The organism is Pseudomonas sp. Tri1 (assembly GCF_017968885.1).
Lineage (GTDB): Bacteria > Pseudomonadota > Gammaproteobacteria > Pseudomonadales > Pseudomonadaceae > Aquipseudomonas.
In genome coordinates this window covers 790,001-803,662 of record NZ_CP072913.1, presented here as the reverse complement: position 1 = coordinate 803,662, position 13,662 = coordinate 790,001, and the positions used below count along the sequence as shown (strand labels likewise).

Genomic DNA, 13,662 nt, shown 5'->3' with positions numbered 1-13,662 from the left:
GATCAGCTCCTGGTTTGAAGATCCGCGACGGAATGCTCCGATCCCGTCGTGTGTTGGCCACCTCGGGCGAGGCGTTTGGCCTGGTACATCGCCGCATCGGCGGCGTTGAGCAAGGCGCCTGGAGTGGCGCCATGATCAGGGTAAACGGCAATACCGATACTGAGGGACGTCAGGACAGAGGCATTGCCGGGCAATTGAATCGGCATCTCCATGCTGGCGATGATTTTTTCAGCGATCAGCTCGGCGTCCTCGGCGTTGTGCAGCGGTGCCAGCAGCACGGCGAACTCATCGCCACCCAGACGCGCCACCAGGTCATCCTCACGCAACTGCGCCCGGACCCGCGTCGCCACCGCCGTCAGCACCGCATCACCGGCCGCGTGGCCGAAGTTATCATTGATGCCCTTGAAGCGGTCGCTGTCCAGATACAGCACAGCCACTTGCTCGTCGAGCTTGCTGGCATTGCGCAAGGCACGGATCAATCGGCCTTCGAAAAACGCGCGGTTCGGCAACCCGGTCAGGCTGTCGTGGCTAGCCTGGTGCGCCAGGGTTTCGTTCTCGCTTTGCAAATGGGTCTGCCAGGACTCCAGTTCATCGAGCAGGGCGTTGAAGTCATTGCCCAGGTTATCCAGTTCGGCAATGGCAGCCGGTGGCACGCGCCGGTCCAGGGCCCGCTCACTGCGTGCCGCGTGGGCCACTTCGGCCAGGCTGCGCAGCGGTCCGGTGATCGCCCGCAACTGCCGTCGCGCCAGGTACAACGCCACCCAGGCGCTCACCGCCGTGCACAAAATGATCCCTGCCAGACCGCTGAGCAGAAAGCGCAACAGGCTGCCGCCATGCCCCGCCAATAGAATGCTGCCAATGTTCTGCCCTTGATGAACGATCGGCAGACTGATGGGCTTTTCCAAAAACGCCTTGGCAATGTGCATTTCCAGTTCCGACAATAACCCGGTTTCCGGACGTTTCCAGTGCGCCAACAGGCGGCCATGCTCATTGAACACCTGGGCATCGGCGACTTCCTCGGTGGAAGCAATCAAGGCTAGCGCCTCGGTGGCCGCCGCCGCGTCATCGAACACCACGGCCGCTTCCACGGTGTAGTTGATCGAGCGGGCGATCAGGTGCAGGTTGTGATCGGCGTAGACCCGCAACGCAAGCACGCCTAGCAAAGTCAGGGAAACACTGGCCATGGTAATTGCCACCAACGCGACGATCAGGTGACCGCGCCCGATGACCGAGCCCAGGGTGGGACGGATCCGTGATTTGGCCAGGCTCATGGTGCTGCCGACCTGCGACGGGAAAGCTGCAGAACGCTCGGATGGATACGCACGCCACTGCGCGCGACCGAGTCGAGGTTGACCTCGAACGATACCTGCTCATCACCGACCCGCAGGCAGAACAGGCTACCCACGGTGCACTGGTCACCGCCTTCGCTGATGCTCAACACAGGTTTGCCGATCAGGGAGGCGAACAGACGGGTGCGCTCGTCGCTGGTCAGCTTGCCGATGTAGACGGCGTTGCAATCCGTGGCGATGCTGGGGTGATCGGCCAGCAATCGCTGCACGGTCACGGGCCGACCGGTGGCCTGGGTGGTGCCTTTGACCAGGTCGTCGGTGTATTGGGTCGGACCGACAATGCACAGTTGTAACTGCGCGGGCTCTACTGGCCAGCGAGCGTAGCTGAGAATGCCCAAGACGACTTGAGTGACCGACTCGGCCCGCTGTTCAGCCCGGCTCGTGGAGGGCGGGTCTTCGGCAGCCACCACAGACGACAGCAACCACAGAAGACCGGCAAGCAGATAATGCCCCCAGTCCTTGCTGCGCACTGCCTCCCGAACCGCCACTTTCATGGAAAATCTCTTGGTCATATGATAAGTGCCGGAACGATAGCACAGTGCCAAAAAGCCAGCGAGCGGGCGCCCTACGGACATATCCGACAGAAAACAGTCAGAATCGTGACCCAGACATGGAATCACGAAGGCTGATCAGTCAGTCATCTCGCTCCAACTCCAGCATCAGCCCGCTCAAGCGCTTGACCTTGCGTCGCACCGCTTCCTCGAATACCCCCACTCGCGGCTCTATCAGGCTGAACCATTGCTTGCCTCGGGTAATGGCGGTGTAGACCAGCTCCTTGGTCAACACGGGGTTCAACGCATCCGGAAGTATCAAAGCCGTGTGGGTGAATTCCGAGCCCTGGGACTTGTGCACCGTCATGGCATACACGGTTTCCACATCGTTCAGGCGACTGGGCAGGACGAAACGCACGCCACCCTGGCCGTCGTTGCGGGGAAAGGCGACTCGCAGCACCTGTTTGCCGGCATCCGGCCCTTCACGCTCGGGCAACTTGAGAGCAATACCGATATCGCCATTCATCAACCCTAACCCATAGTCGTTGCGGGTCATCAACACCGGGCGGCCTTCGTACCACTGGTGATCGCTGTCAATCAAACGGGCCTTGAGCAACGCGGCAGTGATGCGCTGGTTCAGCCCTTCAACACCCCATGGTCCCTTGCGTACAGCGCAGAGCAATTGGAACTCGTCGAATGCCGACAGGACCTCTCGGGCCCAATCGGCCCAGCAGGAGTCTTCCAACGGACGGGAAATGGCCGGGCGGCGCTGTCGTAGCAAGCTCAGGTAATGCCGATACCCTTGCGGCCCTTCTGGCGCGCCTTCGAGCAACCATCGCTCCAGCGCCCCGTCATGCTCGCCCTTCAATGCCAGGCAAAACAGGTCGGCATGTTGGCCTTCCACCAGTAACTGACGGGCCTTTTCAGGCTGTTGCTGGTTGACCCAACGGGCCAGTTGGCCGATACCACTGCCCTCGCCGAAGCGTCGGGAATGCCTGAGCATGACCACTTGCTGTGCCAAGGGGTGGGTGCCGTCGAGGTCTTGCTGCAGATCGCTGGCCGCCAGGTTTTCGCCGCTGACTGACTCGAGCCAGGCGCGGGTCGGCGGACTGTACCAGCCCTCCTCAGCGTCTCGACACAAGTCACCCAGCACCGCACCGGCCTCCACCGAGGCCAACTGGTCTTTATCTCCCAGCAGCACCAGTCGCGCATGAGCCGGCAGCGCATCCAGCAAATTGGCCATCATCTCCAGATCGATCATGGACGCTTCATCGACCACCAGCACATCCAGCGGCAACCGATTGCCCCCATGGTGGCGAAAATGGCGGGTCCCCGGCCGACTGCCCAGCAAACGATGGACCGTGGTCACCTCGCAGGGAATGCGTTCGCGCACAGCGCCGTCCACATCCAGGGTGCGGACCTGCTGGCTGATGGACTCGGTCAGGCGCGCCGCCGCCTTGCCTGTGGGCGCGGCCAGACGAATCCGCAGTGGCTTGCCGGCCTCGACGGCGGGCGCCTGAAGCAAGGCCAGCAGGCGTACCACGGTGGTGGTCTTGCCGGTGCCAGGGCCACCGGTGACGATGCTCAAGCCTCCCCGTGTCGCCAGCGCACAGGCCAGTTTTTGCCAATCGATGGGGCCGGCGATGCTGGCCGGCCCGAACAGCCCGTCCAAGCGCTCACGCAAGTCGCCGGGTGAAGCGTCATGTCCGGCAAGCCGTTGCCGCAATGCCTCATCGATCCGCCGTTCATAAGCCCAATAACGGCGTAGATAAAGACGTTTGCCGGACAGCACCAACGGCCGCTGCCGGGCCTGTTCACTTCCATCGGCAGCCAAGGCCACCAGACGGCTGCAAGCCAGGGCCTTGCACCAATGAGCGCCGTCCAGGGTCCGCAGTATTTGCGACGGCAGCACGTCGACCTGCAAGTCACCCTCCGGGGGCAACGACAGGGCGAAGTCAGGTTCCTTGAGGGTTTCAAACAGGTCCAGGCAGACGTGCCCGTGGCCCAACTGATGACTGGTAAGTGCGGCGGCGAGCAGGACCAATGGATCATCGTCAGGCGCCAGTTCATGGAGGAAGGCGACGAATGCCTTGTCCAGGGCGCGCAACCATCCGCGCTCGACCCAACGCGTCAGCAGCAACAGCAGATCATTCGTACTGCTCAAAGGCGCCAGGTCAGCCAGGCGCTCATCATCGGACGATGTGGGCAGCAGGTCGGCAAAGGAACGACTCATAGCAACTCTCCCTGTACCCACGCCGGCTCGGCCTTGGGTGTGGGCGCCCCCTGGAACAGACGATCCAGCTGCTCGATCAACGTCCGTGGCGGTTTGGTGAAATACACGCCCTGGCTGGCTGAACGGGTGCCACGAAGGAACAGATACAACGCGCCGCCGACATGCCGGTCATAGTCATAGTCGGGCAGGCGTGCCTTGAGCTGGCGGTGCAGGGCCAACAGATACAACACGTATTGCAGGTCGTAGCGACTATCCAGGATCGACTGCTCCATGGCCTGCGCGGTATAGGCCATGTCATCGACACCCAGCCAGTTGGATTTGTAATCGGCCACGTAGTAACGGCCGTCATGCTCGAACGTCAGGTCGATGAACCCCTTGAACATGCCGTTGAGCAACACCGGTTCGGCGGCGACACGAGCCACACCGCCGTGGGTGAACTGGCAAACCAGTTGATCGAGCTTGAGCACATCGACCTTATGGCTGGCGAACCAGAACTCCATTTCGACCTGAAACTGCGTCAGGTGCTCGAGCACCACCGGCGCCTGGCCATTACCGATCGGCAAAGGCATTTTGATCAGGTGTTGCAACCAGTCGCTCAGCGTGGTGATCCAGCCTTTCCAGCCTCGGCGATTGCAGCGTCGGGCAATGGCATCCTCGATGGCCGCCGGAACAACTGCGAAGCCTTCACCGGCGACCCATTCCAGAAGACCATGAAGGAAAGTCCCCGGGTTGGGGCCGCGGGGAAAGCGATGGATATCACCGCCAACGGCAATGGCTTCCCTGGGGGCATCCGGGTCTAGTCGCTCATCGTCGAACAGTTTCTGGGCCTGCGGATTTTCCGGCGCCGCATCGCTGCCTTCACTCAGGCTTTCCCCGATGCGCAACGCACTGTAGGAAGCAATCCACCAGTTTTCGCTGGCTTTTCGGACGGGGACCAAGGGTTCGAGCAACACGGCTTCATTGCGTGGTGGGAAGTAGCGCTCGTCGGTGGCCTGGGGCATTTCCTGGCAACTCATCGCGTCGCAGCCTTGTTGCAGGTCCTTGAGCCAGTGCCCCAACGCTACCGAGTCAACCAATGGCTCACCGCCACCCAAGAGGTACCCCAGCGCAGACAAATGCAGGATCGAGCTGTTGTTGCTGCCTCGCTTGAGATCAGCGACACCCAGCCAGCAGGCATGTTGCGCACGGGTCAATGCCACATAGAGCAGTCGCAGATCCTCGGCCAGACGCTCGTCATCGGCCTTGGCGATCAACTCGGCGGTGGGCTTGAGACTGATCTGCGCCTTACCGGCCTCATCGTGGTAATGCAAAGGCAACCGGCTGCCATCCACGGGTTTGGTCGAACAGATGAAAGGCAGGAACACCAACGGATATTCAAGCCCCTTGGACTTGTGAATCGTGACCACCTTGACCAGTTGCTCATCGCTTTCCAGTCGCAGGATTTGCTCTTCTCCCGCCTGCCCGGACAACGCCAGGTGCTCGGACAAATGCCGAATCAAGGCTTGCTCACCATCGAGCTCACCGGCGGCCTGCTGCAACAGTTCGCACAAATGCAACAAGTTGGTCAGCACCCGCTCGCCATCACTGCGCGCCATCAAGGCCTGGGGCAATTCGAAATCGTGCAACAGACGGCGCAACATGGGCAGCACCCCCTGGGTGCGCCAGACTGTGCGATAACCTCGGAACTGCATGACCCGGGCTTCCCAGGCCAGTTCATCCTGGTTGAGACGCTCCAGTTCCGTAAGCGGCAGATTCAAAGTAATGCTGGCCAGTGCCGCCCGTAGCGGTCGCTCGACATCCGGCTCGGCGCAAGCCCTGAGCCAGGTCAGCAAGTCCCGCGCCTCCTGTGAGGCAAAGACCGAATCCTTATCGGACAGATAGACACTGCGCACTCCCCGCGCAGACAACTCGTCTCGCACGGCCTGCGCCTCTTTACCGTCGCGCACCAGGATGGCAATGTCCGCCGGGCGTAATCCCCGGAACGTTTTTTCATCGTCCGTAAAGCCATCGCGTCCCGACTGGCCACCGTTGAGCAACGCCGTGATCTCACTGGCACAGGCCGCAGCCATGTGCTTGCGATACACCGCTCCGGAGAGGGGCTGATCCGAGGGCAGATGCCAGATATTCAAGGCAGCAACGGCTTGCCCAGCGATCTGCAAGGATTCCTTGCGACCTTGGGAGTCAACGGGCAAGAACGGTACTGGGTTCGCCCCCGATGGCTCCCGGAACAGGAAGGCCCCGCGCCCCAGCGGGCGAGCTTCGGCATTCTGGAAAATATGGTTCACGGCGCCAACCATGGCGTGGCTGGAACGGAAATTCCTCCCCAGCGTATGCAGTCGGCCAACGGTGGCTTCGCGGGCTCGCAGGTAGGTATAGATGTCGGCACCACGAAACGCGTAGATCGCCTGTTTCGGATCACCAATCAGAAACAGCCCGGTTTCAGGGTTGTTGTCTTCAATGCGGTAGATGCTTTCGAAGATTCGGTACTGAACCGGGTCGGTGTCCTGGAACTCATCGATCAACGCAACCGGAAACTGCTCGCGGATCAGGCTCGCCAGACGCTCTCCCCCCTCGACCTGCAGAGCAGCGTCAAGACGCAGCAGCATGTCGTCGAAGCCCATCTCCGCGCGGCGACGTTTCTCCGCCTCGAAGCGAGCCCCGACCCATTGCGCGGCGTGTTGCAGCACTGCGGCATCCGGGGTGGGCAAGGCATCCAGGCTGGCCTTGAGACCGGCCATGGCCTCAAGCCCGGGATGGTCGGGCACTTCGCCTTTCCAGGCTTCGGCCATGCCCTCGGGCGTCAACCGCGTGAACCCGGTGCCAATGTCCAGCAGCTCGAGGCTTTCGTCATCCACCCAAGCCGTGATTTTCTGAAACCACGGCTCGAAGTAGCGTGCCTGCATCTTGCGACCATCGACACTCTTGCTCGCGACACCTTGCTGGCAGATCTCCAGCAGCTCCACCGCCCATTGCCGCCACGGCGCCTTGAGATCGAGCAAGGCGGCACTGCGCTCCTGCAGGGAGGCAGCGATGAGCTCGGCAGGCTCAAGCCCGTCAACATTGGTGCGCTCGCTCGAAAACAAGCCTCTCACACGAGGCAACAGTGCAGCAGGTCCTCCCCAATGAGCACGAACCCAGTTCAGTGCCTCGCCTTGCATCGAGTAGCAGAACAGCCGCCAATAATCGCGCAGCACCTCGCCAAGCAGTTCGCTGTGGTCGGTCTCCAGGGTCTGGGTAAACAGACTACCGCTGTCGAACGCATGCTCGCGCAGCATCCGCTGACACCAGCTATGGATGGTCGAGACCGCCGCTTCGTCCATCCATTGCGCGGCGATGTCCAGCCGGTTCGCGCAGCCAGCCCATTGCTCTGTGTCGAACTCATCACGCAACTGTGCTATCAGCGAATCCGGGGCGGGGATTTCGTCACGAAAGAAACGCGCAGCTTCGGCCAGGCGCGTACGGATACGTTCACGCAACTCTTTGGTGGCGGCGTCGGTAAAGGTCACCACCAGGATTTGCGGGGGAAGCAACTCACGACCGAACCCGGTTTCCGAGCCGCCATGCCCCAGCACCAGACGCAGGTACAGCGCGGAAATGGTAAAGGTCTTGCCGGTACCGGCACTGGCCTCGATCAATTGGCTGCCACGTAGGGGGAAAGCCAGGGCCAAAGGTGTCTGCCGACTCATGAGCGTGTCTCCTCTCCGGCAGCTGAACACCATGGTGCTTCGAGCAATGGCCGATAAAGCGCATCGCACCAATCAGGGAATGTTTCGTCAGCCATCAAGGCATCGAAATCCGCAAACTGTCGGGCCAAGGCAGGACTTTCCCTTCGCTCGCCGTCAGAGGTCTGTCCATCGCCTTCGTAGGCTTTTCGAGCGGCCGCATCGGCCTTGGCCGGATCGCTCTGGCCAAGCCAGGCAAAGGCCGTCTTCACCGCGACCGGCAGCGGCTGGCGCATGCCAGCCTGCCAGGCTTGCAACAGATCGCCGAGCAGTCTTTGCGCCACCGGCTGTTCAAAAGGTGCCAGCAGCAAACTGTCATCACTGGCCACCAGCGCCGTCGTCATAGACAGACCGTTAGCACAGGCCACCAGGTGGTTGACCCAGGGACGTATCAGGCGATGCCACTTGCGAGTCTTGGTGGAACCAATGCTGTTGGGAATCGCGGTGATGGCAAGAACCGCACCATCGGACCGCTGGTGCAGGCCACTGAGCCACCCTTCGACGCTCACCCCATGCAATTGCAGGCTGACCGGCACAGCACTGGTCAGCGGCGTGGGCCATAACGCCAGGAGCTGTTGGTAACGCCGGAGCAGATCGGGCAAGGGCTCGATCAACTCGCGCTGCATGCACTCTCCGAACCCGGCCATCGGTAACATCCCGCTGTTCTGGAGCCTCTGAGCGTGGGCGGCCAGGGCAAGATCGGGCTGGTCCAGGCGAACCAGGGCCGCTTCGAGCAAGCTGTCGCTCAGGCTGTAGCGTTGCAACGCATCGAGAACGAAGGGTTCGTCATCGGCCAGGGGCGCTTCGATAGCTTCGAAAAATACTTTGAGTCGTTGGCTGAAGAAATGACGGACGGGATTGCGCAGAAAATCCTGCAACTGCCCCAGGCCCAAGGGTTCTTCCTGGACGTAGGGCTCCAGCACCTGGGTCTTGTCGGTGTGATCGTGAGCGCCGTGAAGCATCCGCCATTCACTGGCATAACTGAACAACTCATCGCCTTGATGAAAATATCGAGCGCTGAACGGCTGCAGAGGGTGTTCCTGGGTCAGTGCCTCGAGCAGATTCCTACTGTCATCTGCCAACCGCCAACCACTGGCCAGGTGATCGCGCAGTTGGCCGATCAACACCGACGCGGGTCGGTCACTGTTGTCGCGAATGCTGCGTCCTACCCAACTGATATAGAGTTTCTCCCGTGCCGACAGCAGTGCTTCCAAGAGCAGGTATCGATCATCTTCCCGCCGTGAACGATCGCCTGGACGATAGTCGCTGCCCATGAGATCGAAATCCAAAGGTGGCTGGGCTCGCGGGTAATCGCCATCGTTCATCCCCAACAGGCACACCAGCTTGAAGGGGATCGCGCGCATCGGCATCAAGGTACAGAAATTCACCGCTCCGGCCAGGAAACGTTGGGACAGTCGACCTTGATCCAGCCCGGCCAACCAGGCTTCCCGTACAACCGTCAGCGGCAACTCGTCGTGCAGCCCCACCGACTCGCAGGTTTCCAACCAGGTTTCGCGCAGGTCCTCGAGTTGGGCCAACAGGTAGTCGTCATGCTCGTTGCTCGCCAGGAAAAACAATTGCATCAGGTCGTGCAGACGCGAACCCCATTCCTGTGGTGATGCGGGCTGGGCGAATTCCTGATGGGCGACTTCCAGCGCATCCAGCAAGGCCACCAAAGGACCAATCAACGCCGCATCAAGGCCGCCGATTTCATCATAGGGTTCAATGCCCTCATAAGCGCCTGAACTGCCGACGGCATACCCCAGCAACATGCGCCGAAGGCCGAAATGCCAACTGTTCTGTTCAAGCTCCGCAGGCAACCCCAACCCGGCACGGTGTTCGGCGCTCATTCCCCAGCGAATGCCAGCCCCCTCGATCCAGCGATGCAGTGTAGGCAAGTCGGCCTCGTCAATGCCGAAACGCTCACGCAACGCCGGGACATCCAGCAAATCGAGAATTTCACTGACCGGGAAGCGGCTGTCAGGCAACTTGAGCAGGTGTTCGACCGCAATCAGCAGCGGATCACGCCCTCGCTGGCCCTGGTCGGTCAGGGTGAATGGAATAAAACGGGGATCGGTTCTATCCAATTGGCCGAACACAGCACGGATATGCGGGGCATAACTGTCGATATCCGGGACCATGACAATGATGTCCCGGGGGCGTAGCGTCAGGTCGGCACTAAAGTGGGCTAGCAACTGGTCATGGAGAATTTCGACTTCGCGCTGAGCGCTGTGGGCAATATGAAAACGGAGTGACCCGTCTTGTGCCGTATCGACGGCTGGCCAGTGTTCCCGGGTTTCATTCAGGGGACGCAGCTCAAGGATGTCATCTTGCAACTGACTGAGGAGGGTCGTCGGATTCCCGTCACTGAACAGGTCGATTCGCCCATCGCGAAATACCGAGCGATAGCTGTTGGGGTCATCGTAGCTGTCGAGCAGGTTGATGTAATCGCGTCCCTGCTTGCCCCAGGCAGCCAGCAACGGATGAGCATGCTGATGCAGGGTCTGCGGGTCGAGGACGACGGGCATGCCGGTCTTGCGTGCTTGACGCTTGTATTGATGACGCAGCAAGTCCTTGTCGGCCACGATGTCCGCCCAATGGTGACGACACGGATTGTGGACGCATAGCAGGACCTGGCTGAACCGGGACAGACCTGCGAGCGCTTCGAGCACTTGGGCTGGCAACGAAGAAATGCCGAACACGATCACCCGCGCGGGCAGACCTTTCGGCGCGACTTCCAGGCTGTTGATACGCTCGATGTAGCGCTGGTGAACGCCAGCACGGCTTTGGGCCATGCCTTTCTCTCCGACGTCCAGCAACAAGGCTCGCCACAGTTGCGCTTGCCAACAATTGGCTGGCGCGAGCGGCTTGATTTCGCCCCGCACGCTTCTTGTCTGGTGTCGACCTTCCGCCCAGTCTTCAAGCCAGTCGGCCCGATACACCTGGTATTGGTCGAACAGATCGGCAAGACGTTCGGATAACTGATAGCGCTTGCGTAAGTCGGTGTCGTGGGTAAGGAATCGCCGCAGCGGCTCGAAATGAGGCTGCTCGATCAATTGCGGCAGCAGGCGCATCAGTCGCCAGGTTAGGGGCGCCTTATCCAGCAGGGACTTGGCCGGAATCTCGTCACGCCCCAGAACCGTACGATAGAGTTGCCACATGAAGCTGCCTGGCAACTGCACATCAATGGCGGCCGCAATACCGCAGCCACCCGTATCGTCATCTTCCGGGTCTTCAGCCAGTGCCAGCTTGAGCCATTGGGCAATACCGTTGCTTTGTACCAGCGCGATTTCATTTTCAAGAGGGGCCAGCGGGTAACGCCGCATCAAGCTGATCACCAGGCTGCGCAACTCATCAAGGCGATTCCCGTGAACCACCATGAAAGCAGGGCTAAGGGACGTCGCGTCCGGCATGAAAGGCATCCTTGAAAATGCAAAAGCTAGGGCCGAACCTTAGCACTGTCGGGGGGCTGTGACAGCCGGGAGCTGTCCGCGCTTGTCGTAAGAACTTTCCTGCGGGCAAAACAAAACCCCTACCTGCGTCAGCAGATAGGGGTTTCGGAATTTAATCTTGACGATGACCTACTCTCACATGGGGAAACCCCACACTACCATCGGCGATGCATCGTTTCACTGCTGAGTTCGGGATGGGATCAGGTGGTTCCAATGCTCTATGGTCGTCAAGAAATTCGGTAGCCAGCGCGTGCCTTGCGGTCACGTTCCAGCGAATGGGTATGCGATAGTTTGTGTGTTTGCTGCGAACTTTCGGTTCATGTCGTCTTCACACACCGCAATCTGGTGCCCTTTCGGGTCAGCAAATTGCTTGGGTGTTATATGGTCAAGCCTCACGGGCAATTAGTACAGGTTAGCTCAACGCCTCACAGCGCTTACACACCCTGCCTATCAACGTCGTAGTCTTCGACGGCCCTTCAGGGGACTCAAGGTCCCAGTGAGATCTCATCTTGAGGCAAGTTTCCCGCTTAGATGCTTTCAGCGGTTATCTTTCCCGAACATAGCTACCCGGCAATGCCACTGGCGTGACAACCGGAACACCAGAGGTTCGTCCACTCCGGTCCTCTCGTACTAGGAGCAGCCCCTCTCAAATCTCAAACGTCCACGGCAGATAGGGACCGAACTGTCTCACGACGTTCTAAACCCAGCTCGCGTACCACTTTAAATGGCGAACAGCCATACCCTTGGGACCGGCTTCAGCCCCAGGATGTGATGAGCCGACATCGAGGTGCCAAACACCGCCGTCGATATGAACTCTTGGGCGGTATCAGCCTGTTATCCCCGGAGTACCTTTTATCCGTTGAGCGATGGCCCTTCCATACAGAACCACCGGATCACTAAGACCTACTTTCGTACCTGCTCGACGTGTCTGTCTCGCAGTCAAGCGCGCTTTTGCCTTTATACTCTACGACCGATTTCCGACCGGTCTGAGCGCACCTTCGTACTCCTCCGTTACTCTTTAGGAGGAGACCGCCCCAGTCAAACTACCCACCATACACTGTCCTCGATCCGGATAACGGACCTGAGTTAGAACCTCAAAGTTGCCAGGGTGGTATTTCAAGGATGGCTCCACGCGAACTGGCGTCCACGCTTCAAAGCCTCCCACCTATCCTACACAAGCAAATTCAAAGTCCAGTGCAAAGCTATAGTAAAGGTTCACGGGGTCTTTCCGTCTAGCCGCGGATACACTGCATCTTCACAGCGATTTCAATTTCACTGAGTCTCGGGTGGAGACAGCGCCGCCATCGTTACGCCATTCGTGCAGGTCGGAACTTACCCGACAAGGAATTTCGCTACCTTAGGACCGTTATAGTTACGGCCGCCGTTTACCGGGGCTTCGATCAAGAGCTTCGCGTTAGCTAACCCCATCAATTAACCTTCCGGCACCGGGCAGGCGTCACACCCTATACGTCCACTTTCGTGTTTGCAGAGTGCTGTGTTTTTAATAAACAGTCGCAGCGGCCTGGTATCTTCGACCGGCGTGGGCTTACGCAGTAAATGCTTCACCCTCACCGGCGCACCTTCTCCCGAAGTTACGGTGCCATTTTGCCTAGTTCCTTCACCCGAGTTCTCTCAAGCGCCTTGGTATTCTCTACCCAACCACCTGTGTCGGTTTGGGGTACGGTTCCTGGTTACCTGAAGCTTAGAAGCTTTTCTTGGAAGCATGGCATCAACCACTTCGTCACCCAAAGGGTAACTCGTCATCAGCTCTCGGCCTTAAGATCCCGGATTTACCTAAGATCTCAGCCTACCACCTTAAACTTGGACAACCAACGCCAAGCTGGCCTAGCCTTCTCCGTCCCTCCATCGCAATAACCAGAAGTACAGGAATATTAACCTGTTTTCCATCGACTACGCTTTTCAGCCTCGCCTTAGGGACCGACTAACCCTGCGTCGATTAACGTTGCGCAGGAAACCTTGGTCTTTCGGCGTGGGTGTTTTTCACACCCATTGTCGTTACTCATGTCAGCATTCGCACTTCTGATACCTCCAGCAAGCTTCTCAACTCACCTTCACAGGCTTACAGAACGCTCCTCTACCGCATCACTTGCGTGATACCCGTAGCTTCGGTGTATGGTTTGAGCCCCGTTACATCTTCCGCGCAGGCCGACTCGACTAGTGAGCTATTACGCTTTCTTTAAAGGGTGGCTGCTTCTAAGCCAACCTCCTAGCTGTCTAAGCCTTCCCACATCGTTTCCCACTTAACCATAACTTTGGGACCTTAGCTGACGGTCTGGGTTGTTTCCCTTTTCACGACGGACGTTAGCACCCGCCGTGTGTCTCCCATGCTCGGCACTTGTAGGTATTCGGAGTTTGCATCGGTTTGGTAAGTCGGGATGACCCCCTAGCCGAAAC

At 59.5% G+C, this 13,662-nt stretch carries 5 protein-coding genes and 2 rRNA genes (1 of these 7 running past the window's edge); all 7 read right to left on the bottom strand.

Annotation, left to right across the window (positions count from 1 at the left end; genetic code table 11):
* Positions 1-2: 2 nt before the first annotated feature.
* A complete protein-coding gene (locus J9870_RS03450) occupies positions 3-1,271 on the bottom strand; it encodes a diguanylate cyclase (RefSeq protein WP_210642713.1) in 1,269 nt (422 codons plus the stop codon).
* Positions 1,268-1,843 carry a YfiR family protein gene (locus tag J9870_RS03445; RefSeq protein ID WP_210642712.1) on the bottom strand — a complete coding sequence of 192 codons (576 nt, stop codon included), beginning with the start codon at positions 1,841-1,843 and terminating at the stop codon, positions 1,268-1,270. Before J9870_RS03445 ends, J9870_RS03450 begins: the two co-directional genes overlap by 4 nt.
* Before the next feature lie 139 nt (positions 1,844-1,982).
* The gene (gene recD, locus J9870_RS03440; RefSeq protein WP_210642711.1) at positions 1,983-4,073 is read right to left on the bottom strand and encodes an exodeoxyribonuclease V subunit alpha; all 2,091 of its coding nucleotides are present in this window, start codon (positions 4,071-4,073) and stop codon (positions 1,983-1,985) included.
* Positions 4,070-7,759, bottom strand: coding sequence for an exodeoxyribonuclease V subunit beta (recB, locus tag J9870_RS03435; RefSeq protein ID WP_210642710.1), 3,690 nt, complete (start codon positions 7,757-7,759; stop codon positions 4,070-4,072). The genes recD and recB overlap by 4 nt, the downstream gene beginning before the upstream one ends.
* Complete coding sequence (recC, locus tag J9870_RS03430) at positions 7,756-11,208, bottom strand: exodeoxyribonuclease V subunit gamma (protein ID WP_210642709.1); 3,453 nt, start codon at positions 11,206-11,208, stop codon at positions 7,756-7,758. The genes recB and recC overlap by 4 nt, the downstream gene beginning before the upstream one ends.
* Before the next feature lie 155 nt (positions 11,209-11,363).
* Positions 11,364-11,479: ribosomal RNA gene (gene rrf / locus J9870_RS03425) — 5S ribosomal RNA — on the bottom strand.
* Positions 11,480-11,628: 149 nt separating this feature from the next.
* Positions 11,629-13,662, bottom strand: a 23S ribosomal RNA gene (locus tag J9870_RS03420) (it continues 858 nt past the right edge of the window).